26 protein-coding genes are annotated in these 25,134 nt (G+C 64.9%); 18 read left to right on the top strand and 8 right to left on the bottom strand.

The window, feature by feature from the left end:
- Nucleotides 1-829: 829 nt before the first annotated feature.
- From ACZXDY_RS07305 to ACZXDY_RS07285, 5 genes are all read right to left on the bottom strand, one after another.
- Nucleotides 830-1,948: a branched-chain amino acid ABC transporter substrate-binding protein gene (locus ACZXDY_RS07305; RefSeq protein ID WP_028166350.1), complete on the bottom strand. Its 1,119-nt coding sequence runs from the start codon at nucleotides 1,946-1,948 to the stop codon at nucleotides 830-832.
- Nucleotides 1,949-2,105: 157 nt separating this feature from the next.
- Nucleotides 2,106-2,846 (bottom strand): ABC transporter ATP-binding protein, encoded by a 741-nt coding sequence (locus ACZXDY_RS07300; RefSeq protein WP_028166349.1) that lies wholly within the window; start codon nucleotides 2,844-2,846, stop codon nucleotides 2,106-2,108.
- 163 nt (nucleotides 2,847-3,009) lie between these two features.
- Nucleotides 3,010-3,843 (bottom strand): ABC transporter ATP-binding protein, encoded by an 834-nt coding sequence (locus tag ACZXDY_RS07295; protein WP_464344997.1) that lies wholly within the window; start codon nucleotides 3,841-3,843, stop codon nucleotides 3,010-3,012.
- Nucleotides 3,840-5,165, bottom strand: a complete 1,326-nt coding sequence (gene livM / locus ACZXDY_RS07290; protein WP_028166347.1) for a high-affinity branched-chain amino acid ABC transporter permease LivM — start codon at nucleotides 5,163-5,165, stop codon at nucleotides 3,840-3,842. The genes ACZXDY_RS07295 and livM overlap by 4 nt, the downstream gene beginning before the upstream one ends.
- Nucleotides 5,166-5,176: 11 nt before the next feature.
- Nucleotides 5,177-6,094: an ABC transporter permease subunit gene (locus ACZXDY_RS07285; protein WP_028166346.1), complete on the bottom strand. Its 918-nt coding sequence runs from the start codon at nucleotides 6,092-6,094 to the stop codon at nucleotides 5,177-5,179.
- Nucleotides 6,095-6,362: 268 nt separating this feature from the next.
- Here ACZXDY_RS07285 and ACZXDY_RS07280 point away from each other — a divergent pair, with 268 nt between their 5' ends.
- Both ACZXDY_RS07280 and ACZXDY_RS07275 read left to right on the top strand, forming a co-directional pair.
- Complete coding sequence (locus ACZXDY_RS07280) at nucleotides 6,363-6,524, top strand: hypothetical protein (RefSeq protein ID WP_464344996.1); 162 nt, start codon at nucleotides 6,363-6,365, stop codon at nucleotides 6,522-6,524.
- Between the two features lie 192 nt (nucleotides 6,525-6,716).
- Nucleotides 6,717-7,244 carry a hypothetical protein gene (locus ACZXDY_RS07275; protein WP_028166345.1) on the top strand — a complete coding sequence of 176 codons (528 nt, stop codon included), beginning with the start codon at nucleotides 6,717-6,719 and terminating at the stop codon, nucleotides 7,242-7,244.
- Here the strand turns inward: ACZXDY_RS07275 and ACZXDY_RS07270 are convergent.
- From ACZXDY_RS07270 to ACZXDY_RS07260, 3 genes are all read right to left on the bottom strand, one after another.
- Nucleotides 7,224-7,616 (bottom strand): carboxymuconolactone decarboxylase family protein, encoded by a 393-nt coding sequence (locus tag ACZXDY_RS07270; protein WP_028166344.1) that lies wholly within the window; start codon nucleotides 7,614-7,616, stop codon nucleotides 7,224-7,226. The two genes, ACZXDY_RS07275 and ACZXDY_RS07270, sit on opposite strands and share 21 nt — an antisense overlap.
- A 68-nt stretch (nucleotides 7,617-7,684) precedes the next feature.
- Nucleotides 7,685-8,467 (bottom strand): 3-oxoadipate enol-lactonase, encoded by a 783-nt coding sequence (gene pcaD / locus ACZXDY_RS07265; protein ID WP_028166343.1) that lies wholly within the window; start codon nucleotides 8,465-8,467, stop codon nucleotides 7,685-7,687.
- Nucleotides 8,468-8,591: 124 nt separating this feature from the next.
- The gene (locus tag ACZXDY_RS07260; RefSeq protein WP_464344995.1) at nucleotides 8,592-9,947 is read right to left on the bottom strand and encodes a 3-carboxy-cis,cis-muconate cycloisomerase; all 1,356 of its coding nucleotides are present in this window, start codon (nucleotides 9,945-9,947) and stop codon (nucleotides 8,592-8,594) included.
- Between the two features lie 191 nt (nucleotides 9,948-10,138).
- On the opposite strand from ACZXDY_RS07260, the gene ACZXDY_RS07255 reads away from it, so the two are divergent.
- From ACZXDY_RS07255 to ACZXDY_RS07180, 16 genes are all read left to right on the top strand, one after another.
- Nucleotides 10,139-10,585 (top strand): SRPBCC family protein, encoded by a 447-nt coding sequence (locus ACZXDY_RS07255; RefSeq protein WP_028166341.1) that lies wholly within the window; start codon nucleotides 10,139-10,141, stop codon nucleotides 10,583-10,585.
- A 174-nt stretch (nucleotides 10,586-10,759) separates the two neighbouring features.
- Complete coding sequence (locus ACZXDY_RS07250) at nucleotides 10,760-11,245, top strand: (2Fe-2S)-binding protein (protein ID WP_028166340.1); 486 nt, start codon at nucleotides 10,760-10,762, stop codon at nucleotides 11,243-11,245.
- Between the two features lie 50 nt (nucleotides 11,246-11,295).
- A complete protein-coding gene (locus ACZXDY_RS07245; protein WP_130229677.1) occupies nucleotides 11,296-12,102 on the top strand; it encodes an FAD binding domain-containing protein in 807 nt (268 codons plus the stop codon).
- Nucleotides 12,103-12,139: 37 nt separating this feature from the next.
- Nucleotides 12,140-13,048, top strand: coding sequence for an AAA family ATPase (locus ACZXDY_RS07240; protein WP_028166338.1), 909 nt, complete (start codon nucleotides 12,140-12,142; stop codon nucleotides 13,046-13,048).
- 145 nt (nucleotides 13,049-13,193) lie between these two features.
- Nucleotides 13,194-14,396: a vWA domain-containing protein gene (locus ACZXDY_RS07235; RefSeq protein ID WP_464344994.1), complete on the top strand. Its 1,203-nt coding sequence runs from the start codon at nucleotides 13,194-13,196 to the stop codon at nucleotides 14,394-14,396.
- A 13-nt stretch (nucleotides 14,397-14,409) separates the two neighbouring features.
- The gene (locus ACZXDY_RS07230; protein ID WP_027582816.1) at nucleotides 14,410-14,733 is read left to right on the top strand and encodes an XdhC family protein; all 324 of its coding nucleotides are present in this window, start codon (nucleotides 14,410-14,412) and stop codon (nucleotides 14,731-14,733) included.
- A 2-nt stretch (nucleotides 14,734-14,735) separates the two neighbouring features.
- Nucleotides 14,736-15,437 carry an XdhC family protein gene (locus ACZXDY_RS07225; RefSeq protein ID WP_464344993.1) on the top strand — a complete coding sequence of 234 codons (702 nt, stop codon included), beginning with the start codon at nucleotides 14,736-14,738 and terminating at the stop codon, nucleotides 15,435-15,437.
- On the top strand, nucleotides 15,434-17,038 hold the full coding sequence (locus ACZXDY_RS07220) for an NTP transferase domain-containing protein (RefSeq protein ID WP_464344992.1): 1,605 nt from the start codon (nucleotides 15,434-15,436) through the stop codon (nucleotides 17,036-17,038). The genes ACZXDY_RS07225 and ACZXDY_RS07220 overlap by 4 nt, the downstream gene beginning before the upstream one ends.
- Before the next feature lie 219 nt (nucleotides 17,039-17,257).
- On the top strand, nucleotides 17,258-17,650 hold the full coding sequence (locus ACZXDY_RS07215; protein WP_456644428.1) for a DUF4189 domain-containing protein: 393 nt from the start codon (nucleotides 17,258-17,260) through the stop codon (nucleotides 17,648-17,650).
- Between the two features lie 227 nt (nucleotides 17,651-17,877).
- Nucleotides 17,878-18,903, top strand: coding sequence for an alcohol dehydrogenase AdhP (adhP, locus tag ACZXDY_RS07210; protein WP_464344991.1), 1,026 nt, complete (start codon nucleotides 17,878-17,880; stop codon nucleotides 18,901-18,903).
- Between the two features lie 180 nt (nucleotides 18,904-19,083).
- Nucleotides 19,084-19,797: a TetR/AcrR family transcriptional regulator gene (locus ACZXDY_RS07205; protein WP_464344990.1), complete on the top strand. Its 714-nt coding sequence runs from the start codon at nucleotides 19,084-19,086 to the stop codon at nucleotides 19,795-19,797.
- Nucleotides 19,794-20,579, top strand: coding sequence for an HlyD family secretion protein (locus ACZXDY_RS07200; RefSeq protein ID WP_464344989.1), 786 nt, complete (start codon nucleotides 19,794-19,796; stop codon nucleotides 20,577-20,579). Before ACZXDY_RS07205 ends, ACZXDY_RS07200 begins: the two co-directional genes overlap by 4 nt.
- Nucleotides 20,576-21,520: an ABC transporter ATP-binding protein gene (locus tag ACZXDY_RS07195; RefSeq protein WP_464344988.1), complete on the top strand. Its 945-nt coding sequence runs from the start codon at nucleotides 20,576-20,578 to the stop codon at nucleotides 21,518-21,520. Before ACZXDY_RS07200 ends, ACZXDY_RS07195 begins: the two co-directional genes overlap by 4 nt.
- Complete coding sequence (locus tag ACZXDY_RS07190) at nucleotides 21,517-22,683, top strand: ABC transporter permease (protein WP_464344987.1); 1,167 nt, start codon at nucleotides 21,517-21,519, stop codon at nucleotides 22,681-22,683. Before ACZXDY_RS07195 ends, ACZXDY_RS07190 begins: the two co-directional genes overlap by 4 nt.
- 117 nt (nucleotides 22,684-22,800) lie before the next feature.
- Nucleotides 22,801-24,102, top strand: a complete 1,302-nt coding sequence (locus ACZXDY_RS07185) for an adenylate/guanylate cyclase domain-containing protein (RefSeq protein ID WP_464344986.1) — start codon at nucleotides 22,801-22,803, stop codon at nucleotides 24,100-24,102.
- Between the two features lie 9 nt (nucleotides 24,103-24,111).
- The gene (locus ACZXDY_RS07180; protein WP_028166327.1) at nucleotides 24,112-25,026 is read left to right on the top strand and encodes a PhzF family phenazine biosynthesis protein; all 915 of its coding nucleotides are present in this window, start codon (nucleotides 24,112-24,114) and stop codon (nucleotides 25,024-25,026) included.
- The last annotated feature ends 108 nt before the right edge of the window (nucleotides 25,027-25,134 follow it).

Here is a 25,134-nt window from a genome sequence, read left to right as displayed (position 1 = left end):
CCTTCAAAACCGGCCTTGAATACTTCCATGCCGTCGCAGTCGGATGGAGCCTCAGAGATCCGTGCATGCCCTAGTGCGAAAGCAGGGACCCATAACCACAGGGAGGCGTTGTGGCGCGAGCAAGCGGTTGCGGCGGAGCACATAACAAAGCCCTGTGGTTATGGGTCCCGGGTCAAGCCCGGGACGACGTGGGTGGGGTTCGGATTCAAATTTCAAATAGCGTGAGGATATGAGTTCGCATTCTCGCGGCATGATTTGCCCGAGCTTTGCGTCTCGTTTCACCCTCCTCGACATCAGAGGGCGCAGGGAAAGCCGGGTGCCGGTTGCACCCATGGGTCCCGTGCAACAAAAAGCACGGGGGTAGGACCACAGGTTCAACCGAAGCATTCCGGCTTTCCCTGCGCGATGGTGTTACGGTTTCCTTCGTGCTCTCCCCGGTGACCGGGCTCTTTTGCCACCGTCACTTCACAAGAAGCTTAGCGCCAGCGTCGGGGCGCCAGGACCACACGACTTCGCCGTCCGCTGATGTTGCGTTCGTCGCTCGCAACAGCCGCGTCCACCGCATCTCACCGCAACGTTCGTGACGATCGCGAGCCGCCCCTCTCTCGGGTGAGACGCGCGGAGTTAAATCACTGATTTGCCCGACGGGTTAAGCGGTTTATTTTTCGCTGATAGTCTGGACAGACTTTTAGGTGATTTGCCCGTCGGGTTGGTTTGTCGCACCCAAGGCATCCACAGCGTCATTGCGAGCGAAGCGAAGCAATCCATAGCGCCGCAAGCGGAAGAGTGGATTGCTTCGCTCCGCTCGCAATGACGGCGGTGATTGGTCTTACGATCCCTTCGGATTCACTTCGGCGTAGTTGCCCTTGGCGTCCCACTTGTAGACGACGTAGTCGATCGCCTTGATATCGCCCTTGGCGTCGAAGGCCATCTTGCCGAGCACGGTGTCCCACTCGCCGGCCTTGATCGCGTCCATCACCTTCTTCGGATCAGTGGAGCCGACCTTGGCGACCGCCTGTGACCACACCTGCATCGCGGCGTAGGTGTAGAGTGTGTAGCCTTCGGGATCGATGTTCTTGGCCTTGAACTTCTCGACGATGGCTTTCGCGGTCGGCTTGTTGCGCGGATCGGGACCGAAGGTGAACAGCGTGCCTTCGGCGGCGGGGCCGGTGATCGAGGCGAACTCCTTGTCGTTCATGGCATCGCCCGCCATCAGCACCGTCTGCAGGCCCTGGTCGCGCATCTGGCGCAGGATCAGGCCGGCCTCCTGGTGATAGCCGCCGACATAGACGAGATCGATGTTGTCGCGTTTGAGCCGCGAGACGATGGAGTTAAAATCCTTGTCGCCCTTGTTGTAGGACTCGAACATCTTCTCCTGGAAGCCGGCCTTGTTCAGCGCCTTCTTGGTCTCGTCCGCGAGGCCCTTGCCGTAGGTCGTCTTGTCGTTGAGGATTGCGACGTTCTTACCCTTGAAATTCTTCAGGATGTACTCGGCGGCGACCAGGCCCTGCTGGTCGTCACGGCCGCAGACGCGCGCGACGTTCCAGAGCTTGCGTTCGGTGAACAGCGGGTTGGTCGAGGCCGGCGTGATCTGCAGCGTGTTGCCGTCGGCATAGGCTTCCGATGCCGGGATCGACGACGACGAGCAGAAGTGACCGGCGACGAAGGGGATCCGCGCGCTGGAGAGTTTTTCCGCGACCGAGCGCGCCTGCTTGGGATCGCAGGCATCGTCGCCGACCTCGAGCTTGAGCTTCTTGCCGAGCACGCCGCCCGCGGCATTGAGATCGGAAACCGCCTGTTCGGCGCCGTTCTTCATCTGCCGGCCGAACGCGGATTCGGAGCCCGTCATCGGGCCCGCCACTGCGATGGTGATATCCTGCGCGAATGCGCTCGCCGACAGTGCGAGCGAAGCGCCGAGTGCAAGGCCAATCAGCTTGAGTGATTTCATGTGGAGTCCCCGTGGTCATCGCTTAAGGGAAGCATCCGGCGCGCCGCCGGATACGAAGACGGCATTGTCGACTGAATTTGCCGTGAAGTCATCGGCATTTTTCAGGCAAATGCACGCGCCCTTCGCAGCATCTTGCCGCAGGACGGGCGCCGATCAGCTAGCCCCGCCGGCCGCCTTCCAGATAGGCAGCGCGGATCTCCGGCCGCTGCAACAGCTCGCCGCCGGTTCCAGACAGCGTGATCAGCCCGTTGACCATGACGTAACCGCGATGGGCGAGTTTCAGTGCGTGGTTGGCGTTCTGCTCGACGATCAGGACGGTCAGGCCATCCTGGCGGTTCAGGGTGCGGATCGCGTCGAAGATCTGGCGTGCGATCAGCGGCGCGAGGCCGAGCGAAGGCTCATCCAGCATCAACAGGCGCGGGCGGCTCATCAGCGCGCGGCCGATGGCCAGCATCTGCTGCTCGCCGCCGGAGAGCGTGCCGCCACGCTGGTTGACGCGTTCCTTGAGCCGGGGGAACAGCGTGAACACGCGTTCCAGCACGGCGGCGCGTTCCGCTTCGCTGCACTCGGTCACGTCAGCGCCCATCTGCAGGTTTTCCGCGACGCTCATGCGCGGAAAGATCCGGCGCCCCTCGGGCGACTGCGCGATCCTAAGCCGCGCGATCTCGTGCGTCGGCACGCCGGTGATGTCATCGCCGTCGAACTCGATCGCCCCGGCGCGGGCGCGCGGCTTGCCGAAGATCGTCATCATCAGCGTCGACTTGCCGGCACCGTTGGCCCCGATCAGCGCAACGATCTCGCCGGCATTGATCTCGAGATCGACGCCCTTGAGGGCTTCGATCTTGCCGTAGGCCGCGCGCAGTCCGCGGATCGCGAGGAGGGGAGAGGTTGAGGTCATAGGGCAACCTCGCAGCCGTCATGGCCGGGCTTGTCCCGGCCATCCACGTTCCGGTGGTGTCGCAGAAAGGGCGTGGATGCCCGGGAGAAGCCCGGGCATGACGGGGACAGAGAACGCGCGGCTACAAGCACTTTGCAGTGTGAACTCTTGTCGGAGCGTCCAATCACGTGCCGCCCTCCATGACGGCGATGGCTTCTTCCTCGTCGGCGCCGAGATAGGCGGCGATCACCTTGGGATCGTCGCGGACGGATTGTGGCGTGCCTTCGGCGATCTTGACGCCGTAATCCATCACCACGACGTGGTCGGAAATCTCCATCACCACGGACATGTCGTGCTCGATCAAGAGGATCGAGGTGCCCTGTTCGGTGCGGATCGAGAGCAAGAGCTCGCTCAAGGCGGCGCTCTCGCGCGCGTTCAGGCCGGCGGCGGGCTCGTCGAGGCAGAGCAGCGCGGGCTCGGTGCACATCGCGCGCGCGATCTCGAGCCGGCGCTGGTCGCCATAGGGAAGGTTGCCGGCGGCATCGTCGGCGCGGTCGAGCAGGCCGACGCGCGTCAGCCAGGTGCGCGCCAGCTCGATCGCGCGTGCTTCCGCGCTGCGCCAGGACGGCGCGCCGATCAGGCCGAGGAAGGTCAGGCCGGAGGCGCGCATCAGCGCGTTGTGCTGCGCCACCATCAGATTCTCCAGCGCCGTCATGCCGGGGAACAGGCGGATGTTCTGGAAGGTGCGCGCCACGCGCGCCTGCTTGGAGATGCGGAAATCGTTCAGACGTTCGAGCTGGATCGTCTTGCCGTCGTCATGGGTCAGCGCGATCGAGCCGCCGCTCGGCCTGTAGAAGCCGGTGATGCAGTTGAAGACGGTGGTCTTGCCGGCGCCGTTCGGGCCGATTAACGCGGTGATCTTGCGCCGTCCGGCATCGAAGGAGAGATCGTTCACGGCAACGATGCCGCCGAACCGCATCGACAGGCCCTTGACGGAGAGGATGGTCTCACCGCTCATCCGTGTCCCTCCTTGACGAGGTCGGAGGAGATCGCCTGGTTGCGTTCGAGATAGACGGTCGGGGCACGATGCCCGATCAGTCCGCGCGGCCGCCAGATCATGAGCAGCACCATCGCCATTCCGAACACCAGCATGCGGTACTGGTCGAGGCCGCGGAACAGCTCGAAGCCGCCGATCATCGCCAGCGCAGCCAGCGCGACGCCGAGCTGCGAGCCCATGCCGCCGAGCACGACGATGGCGAGCACCAGCGCCGATTCCTGGAAGGTGAAGGATTCCGGGCTGATGAAGCCCTGGCGCGTCGCGAAGAACGCGCCGGCAAAGCCGCCGAACATCGCGCCGGTGGCAAAGGCCGTGAGTTTGGTCGTAGTGGTGTTGATGCCGAGCGCGCGGCAGGCGACCTCGTCCTCGCGCAGCGCCTCCCAGGCGCGGCCGATCGGCAGGCGGCGAAGGCGGATCGTGACCCAGTTGGTCAGCAGCGCCATCGCCAGGATCAAATAGAACAGGAACACGATGCGGTGCGTCGGCGAGAACTCGATGCCGAGCCGCGCCGCGAGCCCGTCTTCGCCCGGCGAGAGCGGAATGCCGAACAGGGTCGGTCGTGGGATGCCGGAGATGCCGTTCGGCCCGCCGGTGAGGCTTTGCCAGTTGATGATGACGAGGCGGATGATCTCGCCGAACGCCAGCGTCACGATCGCGAGATAGTCGCCGCGCAATCTGAGCACGGGAAAGCCGAGCAGCACGCCCCAGAACGCGGCGAGGATGCCGGCGAGCGGCAGGCAGACCCAGAACGACAGTCCGAAATTGGTGGCGAGCAGCGCGTAGGAATAGGCACCGACGGCGTAGAAGGCGACATAGCCGAGATCGAGCAGGCCGGCGAGGCCGACGACCACGTTCAGTCCCCAACCGAGCATCACATAGGTGAGCACGAGGATCGCGAGATCGAGGATGTAGCGCTGATCATAGAAGATCACCGGCACCAGGAAGGTGAAGATCAGCAGCGCCGGCGCGATCAGGCGTCCGGCGAGCGACAGCGCATTTTGTACCGCCGGCGGAACGACGCGGACTTTGTCGGCGGGACCCCACCATTGCCGCAGCAGCTCGATGACGATGCTGCCGCCGAACACGGCAGCGACGATGGCGGCGAGATCGCCGAACCGCGTCCAGTAGATCAGCCCGCCTTGCGGGCCGGCCTCGGTGCGGACGCCGATCATCAACGAGAACAGCACCAGCGCGACCAAGGCACTGATGGTGGCTTTCTTGAGGATGAAGGCGGCGCCGCTCGCGCGCGACGCCGGCTTCTTCTCGAGCGCTGACGTGGTCACGCGGCCGCCCGTCAGACTTTTTCGACTTCAGGCCGGCCGAGCAGGCCGGTCGGAAGGAAGATCAGAACCACGATCAGGATGGAGAAGGCGGCGACGTCCTTGTACTCGACCGAGAAATAGGCCGACCAGAATGTCTCGATCAGCCCGATCGCCAGTCCTCCCAGCATCGCGCCGGGCAGCGAGCCGATGCCGCCGAGGACCGCGGCGGTGAACGCCTTGATGCCGGCGACGAAGCCCATGAAGAAATCGACCAGGCCATAGTAGAGCAGGTACATCATGCCGGCGACGGCGGCGAGCGCGGCGCCGATCACGAAGGTCATGGAGATGGTGCGGTCGACGTCGACGCCGAGCAGCGCCGCCATGGTCTGGTCCTGCTCGCAGGCGCGCATGTCGCGCCCGAGCCGCGTGCGCGACACCAGCCAGGTGAACAGCGCGAGCAGCACCACGGTGGCGAGCACGACGATGATCTGGATGTTGGAGAGCTGCACCACGAAGCCGCTTTCACCCTCATGCAGCGTGTAGCCGCCGGTGATGATCGGCGGCACCGGTTTCACGCGCGCGCCTTGCGCGACTTGCGAGAAATTCGTCAGCACGAAGGACATGCCGATGGCTGAGAGCATCGGCGCCAGGCGGAACGAATGCCGCAGCGGCCGGTAGGCGATACGCTCCACCGTCCAGCCATAGAGCGCGGTGATCGCCATCGACACCAGGAGCACGATGAACAGCACCAGCGGGATCGCGGTGAGGCCGAGCGAGACCAGCACCAAAAAGGAGATCAGCGCGATGAAACCGCCGATCATGAAGATGTCGCCATGGGCGAAATTGATCATGCCGACGATGCCATAGACCATGGTGTAGCCGATCGCGATCAGCCCATAGATCGAGCCGAGCACGAGGCCGTTGATGAGTTGCTGGGCGAAATAATCCATGCGCTGCCGCTTGTGAGAGAGCGACGCGGCGAGGGCTCCCGGCAGCCTTGTCCGACGCGTCGTATCATTTTCTAACAGTGGAACCCCTTGGGCGGCAACAGCGCTAGCTGCGGCATCAAGGGCTTGTACAGAGGTAGTTTTACCGGCGGTTCCCGATCCAGCATTTGCCTCACCGTGACGTGACGGTTCCCACCGAAACAGCGTCCTGGTTCCCGCGTTGGCTCGTGCCTGGTTCGAAGGGACCAGGTCCAACCAGGGAGATTTGTGAATGGCCAATCAGAACCCGAACCCGGGTCAGCAGAATCAAAATCCGGGCCAGAAGCCCGGCCAGCAGCAGGGCGGCGGCAGCAAGCCCGGCCAGCAGCAGCAAGACCCGAACCGTCAGGGCCAGAAACCCGGCCAACCGCAGGACCCGGGTCAGGTGCGCTAGTTTCCCGTCCAAGCGAGAGCAAAAGGGAAGTCCTGCCGAAAGGCGGGACTTTCTTTTGGACGCCGTCCACAGCGGCCCGCCCCAATTAAGGTTAATAAAGGGTTTAGATTGCCGCTTCAGTTCCAACGAAGTTACCTCGCGACATACCCGCCATCGCGGCGTCGGGCGAGCGGAACAAGCAGGGAGCGGCAGATGTCGACGAACTGGCGGATCAGCTCATTTTGCGGCGCGCTGCTTGCGGCCTATTTCATCCCGGCGTGGGCGAGCATCGCCTTCCAGATCATGGCCTCGCCGGTCCGCGGTCTCTATGAACGGCCGAGCGTGTCGATCGGGTTCTTCATCAGCGATCATCTGCATCTGTCGGGCATCGCGAGCGTGCGTATCGCCTGGCTGCTGGCGTTGGTGCGGATCACCACAGTTGCCTTTTTCACGCTGTATCTGGTGCTGCTTTCGCTTCGCTCGGTGCGCGAGCGCGGCGGCGGCGATGAGACGCTCGGTATGGCGCTCGTGCTCGGCAGCGTGCTCAGCTTCGTCAGCATGCTGGCGGCGTCCGTGGCCGGCGAGGCCGAGGCGCTGCGGCTGCATGCGACCGAACTGTTGATGCTGGTCGGCATCGGCATCGTGCTGGTGGTCGAGGGCGCCGCGCCGCGGCTGGCCGAGGTGCGCGACGAGACCGATACCAGCGTGCCGGCCGGCAAATTATCCCTTCAACAGCCCTAGCTCGGCGATAATCGCCGAGGCTTCCTTCACCGCATGGTTGGCGGCGGGGACGCCGCAATAGATCGCCTGCTGCAGCAGGATCTCCTTGATATCGTCAGGCGAAAAGCCGCCTTCGGTGAGGGCGGCACGCACATGCAGGCGGAATTCGTCCCACTGCCCGAGCGCGACCATGGTGCCGATGACCAGTACCCGCCGCGTGCGATGATCGAAATGCGGCCGCGTCCAGATATCGCCCCAGGCATAGCGCGTGATCAGGTCCTGGAAGTCGGTGTTGAAGGCGTTGCGATTGGTAATCGATTTATCGACCCATTCATTGCCGAGCACTTTGCGGCGCTGGGTCATGCCCTCGTCGCGGCGCTTGTCGTCGTCCATGATGCCTCTCCTTGCTCGGGCGTCTCTTCACCTCTCCCGATGGGAGAGGTGGTGCAGAGTGCGCTGCACTAGCGTTGCGTCAGGAAGCCGACCACGGCGTCCGTGAAGGCGTGCGACTGCTCGACGTTGGAAATATGCGCGGCATCGAGGATCGTCATGCTGGCGCCGGGAATGCGGCTGCGGATGAATTCCCCAGCCGAGATCGGCGTTGCCATATCGTGACGGCCGGCGATCACCAGCGTCGGGCTCTTGATCTTCGGGAGCAGCTCGCGCTGGTCGAGCGTGCTCAAGGCTTCGCAGCAGGCGATGTAACCCTCCGCTGGCGAGGCCAATAGCATCGCCTTCATCCGGGCTGCGATCTGCGGCTCGCGCTCGCGGAAATCCGCCGTCAGCCAGCCCGCGATCACGGTGTCGGCGACCGCGGCGAGGCCGCCTTCCTTCACCGCCTTGATGCGATTGTGCCAGTTGGTCGGGTCCGGGTAGTAGCAGGCGGTGTTGGAGAGGATGATCTTGCCGAAGCGTTCGGGCGCGTTGGCCCCCAGCCATTGCCCGACCATGCCGCCCATCGACAGGCCGCACCAATGCGTCTTTTCGATATTGAGGTCGTCGAGGATCGCCAGCACGTCGCGGCCGAAACGCTCCATCGAATAGGGGCCGGGAGGGACCTGCGACTTGCCATGGCCGCGCCGGTCGTAGCGGATGACGCGGAACACCTGCGTCAGCGCCTTCATCTGCGGTTCCCACATCTGCAACGTGCAGCCCAGCGAATTCGACAGCATCAGCGTCGGTCCGCCGTCGCGGCCTTCGACCTGGACGTTGAGCAGGCATCCGTCGGCGTCGATCATCGGCATGGTTCTAAAACTCCGCTGTCATGCCCGGACTTGATCCGGGCATCCATCCAAAAGAGAGTCTATCGAAGAAGATGGATTGCCGGGGCAAGCCCGGCAATGACATCCGAGAGACTCATCGGCACTTTCATTTGTCGCTCAGCGAGGCGAGCAGGCGGTCGATCAGCGCCTGCGAGGCGCCCTGATAGGACATCGGCGCGAACAGGTTTTCGATCCGGTCCGCGGCAAGCTGCGCGGTGACCTGAGGATCCGCCATCAGCACGTCGCGCAAATGCTTCTGCTCGGCGACCGCCTTCTTGCTGGCGGCTTCGATCAGGTGATGCGCCTCGCTCTTGCCGAGCTTTTCGGCGAGCGCCATGGACACCGCTTCGGCCATGATCAGCCCACGGGTGGCATCGAGGTTGACGCGCATGCGCGCGGCGTCGACTTCCAGGCCCTCGGCGAGTTCGACGGTGGCGGCGAGCGCGCCTGAGGTGACCAGCATCAGCGTCGGCAAGGTCGGCCATTCTGCATGCCACGGCCCCGCGCTGCGCTCGTGGTCCTGGATCTGCGCGGCAAGGATCGTCGCGGCGAGATTGGGGGCCATGGTGGCGGCGGCGAGCGCGGTTGCGGCAGCAACGGGATTGCGCTTGTGCGGCATGGTGGAGGAGCCGCCGCGGCCTTCGCCCGATGGCTCGAACGCCTCGGCGACGTCGGTCTGCATCATCAAGGAGACGTCGCGGGCGATCTTGCCGCAGCTTCCGCAGACGATGGCAAAGCCGGAGGCGATGTCCGCGATGCGGTCGCGGTGGGTGTGCCAGGGCGCCTCCGGCAGCGGCAGGCCAAGCTCCTGCGCCAGTTTTTCCGCCACCGCCATGCCTTTGTCGCCGAGCGCAGCCAGCGTGCCGGCCGCGCCGCCGAATTGCAGCGCCAGTGCCTCGCGGTGCAGCCGCTGCAGGCGCCTCCGCGAGCGGTGCAGGCTTGCGGCATATTCGGCGAGCTTGAAGCCGAACGGCATCGGCAGCGCGTGCTGCAGCCAGGTGCGCGCAACCACCGCGGTGTCGCGATGCTCGCGGGCGAGTTTGGCAAAGCCTGTGATGGCGCGGTCGAGTTCGGCGAGCAACACATCGATGCCGGCGCGCAGAGTGAGCATCGTCGCGGTGTCGATGACGTCCTGGCTGGTCGCGCCCCAATGCACATAGCGCGCGGCCTCCTTGCTGGCCTTGGCCACCTCGGCGGTAAGCGCCTTGACCAGCGGGATCGCCAGGTTGCCCGACCGAACGGCGGCTTCCGCGAGCGCCGCGCGGTCGAATGATTCGGCCTTGCAGGCCACGCCGATCGGGCCGGCCGCGGCATTCGGAATCACGCCGACCGCTGCTTCGGCGCGCGCCAGCGCTGCCTCGAAATCAAGCATATTCTGCAAGCAAGCGGCATCGTCGCACACCGCGCGCATCGCGGCGCTTGACAGCATCGGTGCCAGCAGAGGGGAAAGGGATGTGTTCATCGCGCGCGACCTAATCATTCCCGGCTGCCGCTGCCAATGGCCCTTCTTGATCGAGCCCGGCGCCATCACAAGGGGCGGTCTCCGTTTTGCTGCGCTGCGAATATGCATCGCTCGTGGTCAGATGCCGGTCTTTCCTTTGTGGCCGCCGTGCTTTACTTGGGTGTTGGTTCGATGCGATCGGGGAGGCTCTCATGGCAATGACAATGACCGGCGAAGTCCAGCTTGCGGCGTCGCGCGAGGCCGTGTGGGCCAAGCTCAACGATCCCGAGGTGCTGAAGGTCTGCATCCCCGGCTGCGAGGAATTGGAGAGGACCGAGGACAACGGCTTTCGCGCCGTTGCCAAGATGAAGGTCGGCCCGGTCTCGGCGCGCTTCAAGGGCAAGGTCATGCTGTCTGATCTCGATCCGCCCAACGGCTACAAGATCTCGGGCGAAGGCGAGGGCGGGGTTGCCGGATTCGCCAAGGGCGGCGCGACGGTCGCGCTTGCCGAGAAGGATGGCGGCACACTCTTGAGTTACAACGTCGAGGCGCAGATCGGCGGCAAGCTCGCCCAGCTCGGCCAGCGCCTGATCAACGGCGCGGCCAAGAAACTGGCCGATGAATTCTTCGCGAATTTCGCCAAGGCCGTGCAGGGCTGAGTCAAATAAATAAAGACTAGTGGCGCCGCACAACGGCGCCAGAACGGCCCGACGTCATCCGGCCATGCGAGGGGCGAGGTTGCCCATTGCGGTGATGGCCCATATTATGGCTTTTGGAACGGTTATAAACGCCTGTTCTGTCGATATGCGGCAGAGCAGATCAAGAGAGTGCTGATGGCCAAGATTTCCCTGATCGTGAACGGCAATCCCGTCACCGCTAACGTCGACCCCCGTACCCTTCTCGTTCAATTCCTGCGTGAAAACCTGCGGTTGACCGGGACCCATGTCGGTTGCGACACCTCGCAATGCGGCGCCTGCGTCGTGCATCTCGACGGCAAGGCCGTGAAGTCGTGCACCACGCTTGCGGTGATGGCCGACGGCCATGAGGTCAAGACCATCGAGGGACTGGCGCCGGATGGCGGGCCGCTGCATCCGATGCAGGAAGCGTTCCGCGAGAATCATGGCCTGCAGTGCGGCTTCTGCACGCCCGGCATGATCATGACCGCGGTCGACATGGTGCACCGCAAGGGAAACGAGCTTTCCGATGAGGTGATCCGCGAAGAGCTCGAAGGCAATCTGTGCCGCTGCACCGGCTATCAGAACATCGTCGCCTCGATCGCCGCCGGCGCCAAGGCGATGGCGAAGTCCGATCTCGCTTGAACCTCAGCGCATTGCATCGCGATCGCTGTTGAAAATTCCGGGGCATTCCAATGTATGAATTCAAGTATCATCGTCCGGCGACCGTGCGACAGGCCGCCAATCTGCTGGTGAAGAACGAGGATGCCAAGCTGATCGCCGGCGGCCACACGCTGGTGCCGGTGATGAAGCAGCGGCTCGCGAGCCCGCCGCATCTGGTCGACCTCTCTCATGTCGAAGGCCTCGACACCATCGAGATGAAAGGCCGCGCGCTTGCGATCGGCGCCACCGCCAAGCATGCCGAGGTCGCCAGCTCCGCCGTCGTCGGCGAGGCGATCCCGGCGCTCGCCGACCTCGCGGGAGGGATCGGCGATCCCGCCGTGCGCCATCGCGGCACCATCGGCGGCTCGCTGGCGAACAACGACCCGACCGCGGACTATCCGGCCGCCGTGCTGGCGCTGGGCGCGACGATCGTCACCAACAAGCGGCGGCTCAAGGCCGAGGAGTTCTTCCAGGGCCTGTTCTCGACCGCGCTCGAGGCCGACGAAATCATCACCAAGGTGCAGTTTCCGGTTCCGAAGAAGGCGGCTTACGTCAAGTTCCGCAACCAGGCCTCGCGCTATGCGCTGGTCGGCGTGTTCGTGGCACGGCGGCCGTCGGACGTCCGCGTCGCCGTTACCGGCGCCGGCTCGGACGGCGTGTTCCGCGTCACCGCTTTCGAGGAGGCCCTGCAGAAGCGCTTCTCGCCCAAGGTGCTGGAGGGGATCAACGTATCCCCGGAAGGGCTGAACAGCGACCTGCATGGCAGTGCCGAATATCGCGCGCATTTGATCGGGGTGCTGGCGCGCCGGGCGGTCGAAGCTGCTAACGCTAAAGCGTGATAGTGCAGGCTGCTTTGGCTCCAACACCGGCTTTCCCATGACCGCATCGACGCTCCCGAAATCCGTCGATGTGCTGCTCGAGCTCCTGACCTCGCGCGGCTATCTCGCCGAGCGGTCGCTCGCGACCGTGACCTATCTCGCGCTGCGCATGGGCCGGCCGTTGTTCCTGGAAGGCGAGGCCGGCGTCGGCAAGACCGAGATCGCCAAGGTGCTGTCTTCAGCGCTCGGGCGGAAGCTGATCCGCCTGCAATGCTATGAGGGCCTCGACGTCGCCTCCGCGGTCTACGAGTGGAGCAGCGCGGCGCAGATGATCGCGATCCGCCTCGCGGAAGCATCCGGCGACACCGACCGCGACCAGCTTGCGAGCGACATCTTCGCCGAGCGCTTCCTGATCAAGCGGCCGCTGCTGCAGGCGCTGGAGCCTGACGTCGCCGGCCCGCCGGTGCTCCTGATCGACGAGCTCGACCGCGCGGACGAGGCGTTCGAGGCCTATCTTCTGGAGATCCTGTCGGACTTCCAGGTGACGATCCCCGAGCTCGGCACCGTGAAGGCGCCGGCGCCGCCGATCGTGATCATCACGTCCAACCGCACCCGCGAGATCCACGACGCGCTGAAGCGGCGCTGTCTCTATCACTGGGTCGACTATCCCACAGCCGAGCGCGAGCTCGCGATCGTCAAGTCGCGGGTGCCGAATATTTCGGCCAAGCTGTCGCAGCAGGTGGTCCGCTTCGTGCAGGCGCTGCGCAACCAGGATTTCTACAAGTCGCCCGGCGTCGCCGAGACCATCGACTGGGCCACCGCGCTCTCTGAGCTCGATGCCCGCTCGCTGACGCCGCAAGTGGTCGGCGAGACCCTCGGTGCGCTCCTAAAGTACCAGGATGACATCGCGCGCATGCAGGGCGATACGCTGCAGAAGGTTTTGAAGGAAGCGACGAGCGAGACGTAGCTGCTCGCGCGTCATACACGACACTCGTCATTCCGGAGCGCGCGCAGCGCGAGCCCGGAATCCATTTCACCACTTGTTATGCGGCGGGATGGATTCCGGGCCTGCGCCTAGCGGCGCATCCCGGAATGACGACGGGAGAGAGCCGATGCCCATCAACCACCTTGCGCCGCCGACCGGGCACATGGCCGACAATGTCGTCGGCTTTGCCCGCGCGCTGCGGGCGGCCGGGTTGCCGGTCGGGCCGGGCTCGGTGATCGACGCGCTCAATGCGCTGCAGCTCATCGAAGTCGGCAACCGCGCCGATTTCTACGCCACGCTGGAAGCGATCTTCGTCAAGCGCCATGAGCATGCGCTGATCTTTGCCCAGGCCTTCGACCTGTTCTTCCGCGCCGCCGAGGAGTGGAAGAGCATGCTGGACTCGGTGCCGCTGCCCGACCACGCCAAGAAGAAGCCGCCGCCGGCCTCGCGCCGCGTGCAGGAAGCGCTGTCGCAGCCCGCGAGCCGCGAGGAGCGGCCGCAGGAGCAGGCGCAGGAACTCAAGCTCTCGGTCTCCGACCGCGAGATCTTGCAGAAGAAAGACTTTGCGCAGATGAGCGCGGCCGAGATCGCCGAGGTCACCCGCGCCATCGCCAAGATGAGCTTGCCGCAGGCCGAGCTGGAGACGCGCCGCTACCGGCCGGACGTCCGCGGCCTCCGGCTCGATATGCGCCGCACCATCCGCAATTCCTTGCGCACCGGCGGCGAGATCGTCGACATCCGCAAGCTCGGCCGCATCGACAAGCCGGCGCCGATCGTGGCGCTGCTCGATATCTCGGGATCCATGAGCGAATATACCCGCCTGTTCCTGCACTTCCTGCATGCCATCACCGATGCCCGCAAGCGCGTCTCGGTGTTCCTGTTCGGCACCCGCCTGACCAACGTGACGCGGGCGCTGCGGCAGCGCGATCCCGACGAGGCGCTGGCAAGCTGCTCCTCGAGCGTCGAGGACTGGGCCGGCGGCACAAGGATCGCGACCTCGCTGCACACCTTCAACAAGCTGTGGGCTCGCCGGGTGCTGGGGCAGGGCGCGATCGTGCTGCTGATCTCCGACGGGCTGGAGCGCGAGGCGGATGCCAAGCTTGCCTTCGAGATGGACCGGCTGCATCGTTCCTGCCGCCGCCTGATCTGGCTCAACCCGCTGCTGCGCTACAGCGCCTTCGAGCCCAAGGCGCAGGGCATCAAAATGATGCTGCCCCACGTTGACGAATTCCGCCCGGTGCATAACTTGAGTTCCATCCAGGGGCTGATCGAGGCGCTTTCGGCCCCGCCGCCGCCTCATCATCGCAGCCTGATCCGCTCCGTAGCTTGAAGAGGGTTCTCAAATGCTCAATCGCGACGAAGACATCCTGAAGGCGGCTGAGGACTGGCAGAAGGCCGGCCATGGGGTGGCGCTGGCCACCGTGGTGGAGACCTGGGGCTCGGCGCCGCGTCCGGCTGGATCGAGCCTCGTCATCAATGACGAGGGTACGTTCCTGGGTTCGGTCTCGGGCGGCTGCGTCGAAGGCGCCGTGGTGACTGAGGCGCTCGACGTGATCTCGAGCGGCCAGCCGAGGATGCTGGAATTCGGCGTGGCTGACGAGACCGCATGGAATGTCGGCCTGTCCTGCGGTGGCACCATCCGCGTCTTCGTCGAGAAGGTGGGCTAGCCGTGAAGCTCGAAACCCTGAAAGAGCTGAATGCCGAGCGCGCCGCGCGGCGCCCGGTGATCGTCGTCACCGATACCGCCAATGGCGAGCAGCGGCTGGTGAAGGCAAAGGACTTTGCCGCCGATCCGCTCAATGCCGAGCTTTCCAAAGCACTGCGCATGGGCAAGAGCACCAATGTCGAAGTCGGCGGCAAGAAGCTGTTCCTCAACGTCTATGCGCCGACCGCAAAGCTCGTGATCATCGGCGCCGTCCATATCAGCCAGGCCTTGGCGCCGCTGGCGCGGTCGCTGGATTATGACGTCACCGTCGTCGATCCGCGCACGGCATTTGCGAGCCCCGAACGTTTTCCTGACGTGCCCCTGGTCGCGGAATGGCCCGACGTCGCACTGCCGCCGCTCAATGTCGATCACTACACCGCTTTTGTCGCGGTGACCCACGATCCGAAGATCGACGATCCCGCGCTGCTGCACGCCTTCGAACGCGAGTGCTTCTATATCGGGGCGCTCGGTTCGCGGAAGACGCATGCCAAGCGCGGCGAACGGCTGCGCGCCCAGGGCGCGAAGGAAAGTGACATCGCGCGCATCCATGCGCCGATCGGACTCGACATTGGTGCGGTATCGCCGTCGGAGATCGCGGTCGCCATCATGGCGGAGATCACCGCGACGCTGCGGTTGCCGCCGAAAGAGAAAGAAGTTGCAGCATGAAGTTCGGGCCTGCCAGTCCGCGTGACGCGATTGGCGGCGTCACCGTTCACACCCTGCGGCAGGGATCGCTGGTGCTGAAGAAGGGCACCACGATCGGCCCTGCCGAAGTGGAGGCCTTGGATAAGGCCGGGGTGAAGGAAATCGTCGTCGTGCGGCTCGATGAGGGTGACGTCTCCGAAGATGTTGCCGCGGCCAGCATCGCGCAGGCCATTGCCGGCGACGGCGTCAATGTCGAGCGCGCCTTTACCGGCCGCGCCAATTTGTTCGCGGGACGCGCCGGCGTGCTGGTGGTCGACCGTGCCGCAGTCGATCGCATCAATGGCGTTGACGAGGCGATCACGCTCGCCACGCTGACTGCGTTCAAGCCGGTGGTCGAAGGCGAGATGATCGCCACCGTCAAGCTCATTCCTTTCGGTGTCGAAGCGAGCTTGCGCGACGCGGCAGTCGCCGTCGCCGCGCGTGAGACGCTGCGGGTTGCGCCTTACGTCATCAAGAAGGTCGGCATCGTCTCGACGATGCTGCCGGGCCTGTCGCCAAAGGTGATCGAGAAGACGCTCCGCGTGACCGCCGAGCGGCTCGCCCCCGCGGGCGCCGGCATTATCGCCGAGCGCCGCGTGCCGCATGAGGAGAAGGCCCTGGCCGCCTCGATCAAGGAATTGCTCGCGCTTGGCGCCGAACTCGTGATCGTGTTCGGTGCTTCCGCGATCGCGGACCGGCGCGACGTGATCCCGGCCGCGATCACCGGGATCGGCGGCGCGGTCGAGCATTTCGGCATGCCGGTCGATCCGGGCAATCTGCTCCTGATCGGCAGCGCGGGGAAGGTGCCGGTGCTGGGTGCGCCGGGCTGCGCGCGCTCTCCGGTCGAGAACGGATTTGACTGGGTGCTGATGCGCCTGCTTGCGGGCATCAAGGTCACGCGGGCCGAGCTCACCGGCATGGGCGTCGGCGGGCTCTTGATGGAGATCGTGACGCGGCCGCAGCCGCGCACGGGCTCCGACACCGAAGGCAATCGCAACGTCGCCGCCATCGTGCTCGCCGCCGGCCGTTCGACGCGGATGGGCGGCCCCAACAAGCTGCTTGCGGAGATCGACGGCAAGAAGCTCGTGCGTATCGCGGCCGAGCAGGCGCTGGCGTCGAAGGCCTCCGAGGTGATCGTCGTCACCGGCCATCAGGCCGAACTGGTCGAGCAGGCGCTGCAGGGGCTGAAGGTGAAATTCGTGCGCAATCCGGATTTCGCCGGCGGGCTCGCGAGCTCAGTGAAAGCGGGTGTCTCGGCGGTATCCGACAGCGTCGACGGCGCCGTGATCTGCCTCGGCGACATGCCGCTGATCGACGCGTCCTTGATCGATCGGCTCATCGACACCTTTGCACCCGACCGCGGCCATTTGATCGCGGTGCCCGTCAGCGAAGGCAGGCGCGGCAATCCCGTGCTGTGGTCGCGGCGCTTCTTCAAGGAATTGATGACGCTCGACGGCGACATCGGCGCGCGCCACCTGATCGCCAAGCATGCCGAAGCGGTAGCCGAAGTGCCCGTCGACGGCCAAAGCGCCTTTCTCGACATCGACACCCCGCAAGCCCTCGAAGCCGCGCGCGGCGGATAAGCGCCGCTGCGTAGGGTGGGCAAAGGCGCGCCAGCGCCGTGCCCACCGTCACACGCTGTGCTCTTGATGGTGGGCACGCTTCGCTTTGCCCACCCTACGATTCCGCGTGCGGGTCTCCGCTCTCTCCACATCATTGCGAGCGCCGCTCTCAACCTCCCGTTCACCAAGTGGAAACGTCCGGCGGCTAGAGTTCCGCCGGCTGTCTGGGGGATGGGGAAAGTGATTGTCTCGACGAGGCGCGCGCAACGCCGCGCGCTGTTCATTCTTGCGCTGACGTTGCTGTTGGCACTAACGCGTTTCATCACCGAGAGCTGGGCGGCGGGCGCATTTGCCGTTGGCAAATGCGGCGCCTACGGTCAGGCCTATGACTATCCCGCCGAAGCAGAGGCGCGCGCCGCGGCGCTGAAGCAGTGCAAGGGCGAATGCACCACCGTCACGATGAAGCGGGCCTGCGCTGCGCTCTCCATCGACATGATGAATCCGTGCGGCGCCCACGGCTACGCCGTGGAGCCGAAGATCTCGCGCTCGCTGAACGCCGCCACGCGCAAGTGCTATGAATATGGCGGCAAGGAATGCGTGATCCGCGCCTGGGCCTGCGACGCCAAAGGTTAGCGTGGCCGTTGTGGCGTCGTAGCCCGGGGTGGAGCGTCAGCGTAACCCGGGGGCGCTCGAGCCGCTGGTACAGTTTCCCGGGTTGCGCTTGGTTCCACCCGGGCTACAACTTGTCGCAGTTGTCATCGCGCTGACACACGCGCACATTCGGCGCGCCCTTTGATACCGATCAAAGGGCGAGAGGATGGTCACCGCTAGTCTGCTTTCCAAAGCGAAGGAGTAGACAGATGCCGACCATGAAAGCCGCTGTTGTCCGAAATTTTGGCAAGCCGCTCGAGATCGAGAATGTGCCGGTGCCGGAACCGGGGCCGGGCGAAGTTCTGGTCAAGGTGAAAGCCTGCGGCGTGTGTCACACCGATCTTCACGCCGCGTCCGGTGACTGGCCGGTGAAGCCGGTTCCGCCGTTCATTCCCGGCCATGAAGCTGCCGGCATCGTCGCCGCGCTCGGCCCCGGCGTGACCAATCTGAAGGTCGGTGACGCCGTCGGCGTCGCCTGGCTGCACGATGCCTGCATGCGCTGCGAATATTGCGAGACCGGTTGGGAAACCCTGTGCGAGCACCAGCACAACACCGGCTACAGCGTGAACGGCGGCTTTGCCGAATATGTCATCGCATCGGCCGCCTTCGCTGCGCGATTGCCGGCTAATGTCGATTTCGCAAAGGTGGCGCCGATCCTGTGCGCTGGTGTCACGACCTACAAGGGACTGAAGGAGACCGAAGCGCGGCCCGGCGAGTGGGTCGTCATCTCCGGCGTCGGCGGCCTCGGCCATGTCGCGATCCAGTATGCCAAGGCGATGGGGCTCAAGGTTGCCGCGGTCGACATCGCCGAGGACAAGCTGGAGCTCGCTCGCATCACCGGCGCCGATCTCGCCGTCAACGCGCTGTCTGACAGGGCGGTGGAGAAGGTGCTGGCATCGACCGGGGGAGGGGCGCACGGCGTACTGGTGACGGCGGTATCGACGGCTGCGTTCGCGCAGGCGCTGGGGATGGTCCGGCGCAAGGGCACGGTCAGCCTCGTCGGCCTTCCGCCCGGCGAATTCCCGACGCCGATCTTCGACGTCGTCTTGAAGCGCATCACCGTGCGCGGCTCGATCGTCGGTACCCGCCGCGATCTCGACGAAGCCATCGCCTTCGCCACCGACGGCAAGGTGCACGCCGAGATCACCAAGGTGCCGCTGGAGAAGATCAACGACATCTTCGACCGGATGAAGCGAGGGGCGATCGACGGCCGCATGGTGCTTGATTTCGGTTAGGGCCTATCCCTCGTCATTCCGGGATGCGCCGAAGGCGCAGGCCCGGAATCCATCGGGCCGCAAAACGCGTGGATGAATGGATTCCGGGCTCGTGCTGCGCACGCCCCGGAATGACGGGGTTCCGCTCTACCCGGGCTACGGGCTCTTGACAATGACTGACCAGTCAGTCATTATTTGAGCATGAAGCAGCGCCCCAAACCATCCGCTCCGCCCAAGGCGCGCCGGACCGCCAGCAGGGCGGCGCGCGCAAAGGTGTCAAAAGTGGTCTCGTCGAAGATCGCGGGCAGCGGGGCGAACCGCGCCGAGCGCGCGGCGGAGCGGCGGGCCGCGATCGTGGAGGCGGCGATGGAAGAGTTCGTCGCGCGCGGCTTTGCCGCGACCCGGCTCGACGATATCGCCAAGCGCGCCGGCGTCGCCAAGGGCACGATCTATCTGCATTTCAAGGACAAGGAATCGATGTTCGAGGAATTGATCCGGACCGCGCTGGTGCCGCTGATCGACCGCATGGCATCGCCGGCGCCGCTGAGCGGATCGGTGCGCGAGGCGGTGGAGAGCTTTGCGCAAATGTTCATCCGGGAGGTCGCTTCGACATCGCGCGGCGACATCGTGCGCCTGATCGTCAGCGAGGGGCCGCGCTTTCCGAAAATCGCCGATTTCTATTTCCGCGAAGTGGTCTCGCGCGGGATGGCCGGCATGCGCGCCTTGATCGATCTTGCGATCACGCGCGGCGAGATTCGCAACAAGGAACTGGCGCACTATCCGCAGATCATGATCGCGCCGGCACTGATCGCGGTGATCTGGCAGAGCATGTTCAGCCGGCATTCGCCACTGGATGCGATCGAGATGTTTCGCGTCCATCTCGATCTGATCTTCGGCGAGCGGAGGACGACATGACTTCGACGCGCCTCGCGAAGATCCTGGCGATGGTCGCGCTGGCGGCGGCGCTGGCCGGCTGCCAGGAGCGGCGCGATCCCGGCTTCCAGGGGTGGGTCGAGGCCGACATGATCTTTGTCAGCCCGGATGAAGCCGGCCGCGTGGTAAAGCTCAACGTGCGCGAAGGCGACGAGGTGAAGGTCGGCGACCTCCTTTACTCCGTCGACGACGACCTGCAGCAGGCCGATCTCAACCAGAACAAGGCCACGCTTGCCAATGCGCAGCAGACCTATGACCGCGCCGCTTCGCTGCGGGGGACGGGCGCAGGCACGCAGGCCAATCTTGACGCCGCGGTCTCGGCGCTGCGCGTGGCCGAAGCCAAGGTCAACACGTCGGAGACGCGGCTGGCGCGGCGCAAGGGCTTCGCGCCGGTCGCCGGCACCATCCAGCAGATCTATTTCCGCGAGGGCGAGATGGTGGCGGCGCAGCGGCCGGTGCTCTCGATCATGCCGCCGGGCAACATGAAGCTGCGCTTCTTCGTGCCCGAGGCCGAACTGCCGAAGCTCTCGATCGGCGACCCGGTGCGCGTCGTCTGCGACAATTGCGCCGCCGATCTCACCGCCAAGATCTACTTCATCGCGACCACGGCGGAATATACACCGCCGGTGATCTACAGCCTCGATGAGCGCAACAAGCTGGTCTACTTGATCCAGGCACGGCCGAGCCGGCCCGATGCCTTGCGCGTCGGGCAGCCGATCAGCGTCTATCTCAATCCGAAGACGCCGGTGGCGGATCGGCGATGAGCACGGTCGCGAACCATACGCCTGAGATCGCTATCGATGTCCATGGCCTGACCAAATCGTTCGGCGGCCGCGAGGTCGTGCATGATCTGTCGATGCAGGTCAGGCGCGGCACGATCTACGGCTTCCTGGGGCCGAACGGCAGCGGTAAGACCACGACCATCCGCATGCTCTGCGGCCTGCTCACGCCCGACAGCGGCAATGGCACCTGCCTCGGTTACGATATCCGCCGCGATGCCGACCGCATCAAGCGCCTGGTCGGCTACATGACCCAGCGTTTCAGCCTGTACCAGGACCTTTCGGTGCGCGAGAATCTGGAATTCGTCGCGCGGCTCTACGGCATGCCTGACGCACGTAGTGCGGCGCGCGAGATGATCGGGCGCATTGGCTTGAGCGGCCGGGAGGAGCAGCTTGCCGGCAATCTCTCCGGCGGCTGGAAGCAGCGGCTTGCGCTCGGCGCCTGCACGCTGCCCAATCCGAAACTTCTGCTGCTTGACGAGCCGACCGCCGGCGTCGATCCCAAGGCGCGGCGCGATTTCTGGAACGAGATCCATGCGCTCGCCGCCGACGGCCTGACCGTGCTGGTCTCCACGCACTACATGGACGAGGCCGAGCGTTGCCATGAGATCGCGTACATCGCCTATGGTCATCTGTTGGCACATGGGACAGTGGAAGAGGTGATCGCGGGCTCGGCGCTCTCGACATATACGGTGACCGGCGACGATCTCAACGTTCTCACCGCCGAGCTCGCCGGCAAGGGCGGCATCGACATGGTGGCGCCGTTCGGCACCAGCCTGCATGTCTCCGGTCGCGACAAGGCGGCGCTGGACGCGACCGTCGCGTCCTATCGTGACGATCCGCGCTGGCACTGGCAGGACAGCGAGCCGTCGCTCGAAGACGTCTTCATCGATCTCATGGGCCGCGCCAGGGACAACTTCCAATGAGCGCGATAGAGGCGATCCATCCTGCTGTTGAGACGAGGGAGCCGGCCTTCGGCTTCTGGCAGCGCAGCTATGCGATGCTGGTGAAGGAATTCATCCAGCTCCGCCGCGACCGCGTCTCCTTCGCCATGATCGTGATGATCCCGGTGATGCAGCTTTTGCTGTTCGGCTACGCCATCAACACCACGCCTCGGCATCTGCCGACGGCGGTGTTGATCCAGGAGGACAGCGATCTCGGGCGTTCGATCCTGAAGGCGATGGAGAACACCGCCTATTTCCGCTTCACCCGCGAGGTGCACGACGTCGCCGAGTTCGACGACCTCCTGAAGTCCGGCAAGGTGCTGTTCGGCGTCGAGATCCCGCGCGGCTTCGAGCGCGCGGTCAGGCGCGGCGACAAGCCGGCGCTATTGGTCGCCGCCGACGCCACCGATCCGATCGCCTCAAGCGCGGCGCTCGGTGCGCTCGGCGCCCTGGTGCAGACCGCGCTGGTGCACGATCTGCACGTCGGCGATCCCCCGGACATGCCGTTCGAGATCAGGACGCACGCCCGCTACAACCCCGCCGCCGAGTCGCGGCTCAATATCGTGCCCGGCCTGGTCGGCACCATCCTGACCATGACCATGCTGATCTTCACCGCGCTGTCGGTGACGCGCGAGATCGAGCGCGGCACCATGGAGAGCCTCTTGTCGATGCCGATCAAGCCGATCGAGGTGATGTTCGGCAAGATCATTCCTTACGTGATCGTTGGATTCATCCAGGCGTCACTGATCGTCGGCATCGGCGTGCTGCTGTTCGGGGTACCGATCCTCGGCAGCGTGCTGCTCCTGGCGGCGCTGACCACGCTATTCATCACCACCAACCTGTCGATCGGCTATACGTTCTCCACCATCGTGCAGAACCAGTTGCAGGCGATGCAGCTCTCGATGATGTTCTTCCTGCCGAGCATCCTGCTCTCCGGCTTCATGTTTCCGTTCGCGGGCATGCCGCTATGGGCGCAATATCTCGGCGAGGGCCTGCCGCTGACCCATTACGTCCGCATCGTCCGCGCCATCATGCTGAAGGGCGCCGGCCTAGCCAACCTGCAATACGACACGATTGCACTCATTGTCCTGATGCTGGTGGCGATGACGATCGCCGTGACACGCTTCCGTCGCACGCTCGATTGAGGCTATATATCGATCTCAATTTATCCACGTCAGTCCGGGGCGATGAAGCATCGAACCCGGAAGCGCGAGATTCCGGGTCCCGTCCTTCGGACCGTCCCGGAATGACAGGCGGAGATAATGGCCGGTTTCTGGGGACGAAAAAAAGAGGCGCAGGATTCGGCCATATCGGCCGAATTCCACCAGATCTTGATGCGCGAGGTGATGACGACCGAGCTGCTCCGGATCAAGGCGCTGATCGGGACAGCGGTGCTGCTGGGTGTCATCGGTTTGGGCATCGACTTCTTTGCGCCCGAGGCCGTAAGCCGCGTCTGGCACGGCAATCTCAGGGTATCATTTCTCTTTTACATCACTGTGCCGTTCATCCTGTTCGAATTGTGGGTGCATGGTGCGATCACCCGACATATGCGCAGAGGGCGCGACCTGCCCGTGGTGCGGCGCTACATCGGCGCGCTGATCGAGACCTCGTTGCCCACGGTCGCGCTGGCGCTCCATATCGACAGCATGGGATCGGTCGCTGCGCTCGGATTCGCTGCGCCGTTTCTCTATTTCATCTTTATCATCCTCTCGACGCTGCGACTGGATTTCTGGCTCTCGACCTTCACCGGGTTCGTTGCCGCAGCTCAGTTGTTCTGTCTGGCGATGTTCTTTCATCCCGATGCCGAGCCGAACCTCTACTATCATGCGGCGCGCAGCTTCATCGTGCTGATCTGCGGCATGCTGGCGGGCGCGGTCGGCATGCAGTTGCGGCGGCAGTTCGAAGCCAGCATCGCGGCGGCGACGGCGCGCGACCGCATCACCGACCTGTTCGGCCAGCACGTCTCGCCGCAGGTGGTCGAACGATTGATGACGGAGGGCGCCTCGACCGACAGCGATATCCGCCGCGTCGCGGTGATGTTCGTCGACTTCCGCAGCTTCACCGCGGGTGCGCGGACGCGCTCGCCGCAGGAAGTGGTCGAGCGGCTCGACCGTGCCTTTGCCATGCTGGTCGATATCCTCGATCGCCACGGCGGCATCGTGAACAAGTTCCTGGGGGACGGTTTCCTCGCGCTGTTCGGCGCGCCGCTCGAAGCCGAGGACGCGGCGCATCAGGCGGTGGCCGCGGCACGCGAGATGCTGCTCGCCAACGAGCACTTCAACGCGACCACGAGCTGGCCGCTGCGCATCGGCATCGGCATCCATATCGGCGAGGTCGTCGCCGGCAATATCGGTTCGCCCAGGCGCAAGGAATACACCGTGATCGGCGATACCGTGAATTTCGCGGCGCGGCTGGAGGCGCTCAACAAGGAGCTCAACTCGCAGTTCCTGATCTCGTCCGAAGTGCGCGAGGCGATCGGCGAGGCGGCTGGCGATGCAGTGTCGCGCGGCGAGGTGCCGATCCGCGGCTACGAGAAGCCGGTTGCGGTGTGGCAACTGGGATAGGAGGATTTCATGCAGCGTCGCTACATCACCGTTGATGTCTTCACCAACAGCGCGTTCGGCGGCAATCCGCTTGCCGTGGTGCTCGATGCCGCCGGGCTGTCGACCGCGCAGATGCAGGCGATCGCGACCGAGTTCAACTATTCCGAGACGACCTTCGTGCTGCCGCCGCGGGACAGCGCGAACGACGCGCAGGTCCGCATCTTCACGGTGCGATCCGAAATCCCGTTCGCCGGTCATCCCAATGTCGGCACCGCCTTCGTGCTGGCGACGCTCGCGGCCAAGCCGCCGGCGCGGCTGCGGTTCGAGGAGAAGGCGGGGCTTGTGCCGGTCGAGATCCTGAGCGAGCAGGGCAGGGTCACGGGCGCCGAGCTCACCGCGCCGCAACCGCTGCAGCGGCTGTCGCGCGTTGATGTCGAACAGGCCGCGGCCTGCCTGTCGCTTTCGGCGAGTGACGTGAAGACGGACCGGCATCCACCGCAGATCGTCTCGGTCGGCCTGCCGTTCCTGATGGTCGAGCTCGCCTCGCGCGATGCGCTGAAGCGGGCACGTCCGGATGCTGGGGCCTTCGCGCGGACGTTTCCCTGCGACGGTTCGGATGCTGTCTATTTCTACACGCGCGACGTGCCCGCAAGCGAGCAGCCGCTCGACCTGCAGGCGCGCATGTTCCATCCGGGCTCGAGTGGCCTCTCCGAGGACCCTGCCACCGGCAGCGCGACCGCGGCCGCCGCTGCATTCCTTGCCGATCTCGACGAGACGCGTGACGGTGAATTGAGATTGGGCATCGGCCAGGGCGTCGACATGCGCCGGCCGAGCCTGTTGCTCACCCGTGTCCGCAAGCAGGGCGGCACGGTGGCGTCCGTGCATGTCGGCGGCGGCTGCGTGAAGATGATGGAGGGGACGTTGGAGTTGGAGGGGGAGGGATAATCCACGCTCTGCCGTCATGCCCGGGCTTGACCCGGGCATCCACGTTCTTGGTCGCGAGAGGAGAGACGTGGATGGCCGGGACAAGCCCGGCCATGACGGGGGAGGCGG

It is taken from the genome of Bradyrhizobium sp. LeoB3 (assembly GCF_055456055.1).
The sequence above is the reverse complement of the archived record's forward strand: the minus strand, read 5'-3'. Positions and strand labels throughout refer to the sequence as shown.

What these genes read in the sequence shown, in the direction of transcription:
- ACZXDY_RS07180 (WP_028166327.1), top strand. Translation starts at nt 24,112, where the DNA reads ATGCAGCGTCGCTACATCACCGTTGATGTCTTCACCAACAGCGCGTTC.
- ACZXDY_RS07195 (WP_464344988.1), top strand. Translation starts at nt 20,576, where the DNA reads ATGAGCACGGTCGCGAACCATACGCCTGAGATCGCTATCGATGTCCAT.
- ACZXDY_RS07240 (WP_028166338.1), top strand. Translation starts at nt 12,140, where the DNA reads ATGACCGCATCGACGCTCCCGAAATCCGTCGATGTGCTGCTCGAGCTC.
- pcaD (WP_028166343.1), bottom strand. Translation starts at nt 8,467, where the DNA reads ATGCCGATGATCGACGCCGACGGATGCCTGCTCAACGTCCAGGTCGAA.
- ACZXDY_RS07200 (WP_464344989.1), top strand. Translation starts at nt 19,794, where the DNA reads ATGACTTCGACGCGCCTCGCGAAGATCCTGGCGATGGTCGCGCTGGCG.
- ACZXDY_RS07235 (WP_464344994.1), top strand. Translation starts at nt 13,194, where the DNA reads ATGCCCATCAACCACCTTGCGCCGCCGACCGGGCACATGGCCGACAAT.
- ACZXDY_RS07230 (WP_027582816.1), top strand. Translation starts at nt 14,410, where the DNA reads ATGCTCAATCGCGACGAAGACATCCTGAAGGCGGCTGAGGACTGGCAG.
- ACZXDY_RS07185 (WP_464344986.1), top strand. Translation starts at nt 22,801, where the DNA reads ATGGCCGGTTTCTGGGGACGAAAAAAAGAGGCGCAGGATTCGGCCATA.
- ACZXDY_RS07295 (WP_464344997.1), bottom strand. Translation starts at nt 3,843, where the DNA reads ATGAGCGGTGAGACCATCCTCTCCGTCAAGGGCCTGTCGATGCGGTTC.
- ACZXDY_RS07255 (WP_028166341.1), top strand. Translation starts at nt 10,139, where the DNA reads ATGGCAATGACAATGACCGGCGAAGTCCAGCTTGCGGCGTCGCGCGAG.
- ACZXDY_RS07205 (WP_464344990.1), top strand. Translation starts at nt 19,084, where the DNA reads ATGAAGCAGCGCCCCAAACCATCCGCTCCGCCCAAGGCGCGCCGGACC.
- ACZXDY_RS07285 (WP_028166346.1), bottom strand. Translation starts at nt 6,094, where the DNA reads ATGGATTATTTCGCCCAGCAACTCATCAACGGCCTCGTGCTCGGCTCG.
- ACZXDY_RS07260 (WP_464344995.1), bottom strand. Translation starts at nt 9,947, where the DNA reads ATGAACACATCCCTTTCCCCTCTGCTGGCACCGATGCTGTCAAGCGCC.
- ACZXDY_RS07190 (WP_464344987.1), top strand. Translation starts at nt 21,517, where the DNA reads ATGAGCGCGATAGAGGCGATCCATCCTGCTGTTGAGACGAGGGAGCCG.
- ACZXDY_RS07275 (WP_028166345.1), top strand. Translation starts at nt 6,717, where the DNA reads ATGTCGACGAACTGGCGGATCAGCTCATTTTGCGGCGCGCTGCTTGCG.
- adhP (WP_464344991.1), top strand. Translation starts at nt 17,878, where the DNA reads ATGCCGACCATGAAAGCCGCTGTTGTCCGAAATTTTGGCAAGCCGCTC.
- ACZXDY_RS07245 (WP_130229677.1), top strand. Translation starts at nt 11,296, where the DNA reads ATGTATGAATTCAAGTATCATCGTCCGGCGACCGTGCGACAGGCCGCC.
- ACZXDY_RS07250 (WP_028166340.1), top strand. Translation starts at nt 10,760, where the DNA reads ATGGCCAAGATTTCCCTGATCGTGAACGGCAATCCCGTCACCGCTAAC.
- ACZXDY_RS07270 (WP_028166344.1), bottom strand. Translation starts at nt 7,616, where the DNA reads ATGGACGACGACAAGCGCCGCGACGAGGGCATGACCCAGCGCCGCAAA.
- ACZXDY_RS07300 (WP_028166349.1), bottom strand. Translation starts at nt 2,846, where the DNA reads ATGACCTCAACCTCTCCCCTCCTCGCGATCCGCGGACTGCGCGCGGCC.
- ACZXDY_RS07220 (WP_464344992.1), top strand. Translation starts at nt 15,434, where the DNA reads ATGAAGTTCGGGCCTGCCAGTCCGCGTGACGCGATTGGCGGCGTCACC.
- ACZXDY_RS07305 (WP_028166350.1), bottom strand. Translation starts at nt 1,948, where the DNA reads ATGAAATCACTCAAGCTGATTGGCCTTGCACTCGGCGCTTCGCTCGCA.
- ACZXDY_RS07280 (WP_464344996.1), top strand. Translation starts at nt 6,363, where the DNA reads ATGGCCAATCAGAACCCGAACCCGGGTCAGCAGAATCAAAATCCGGGC.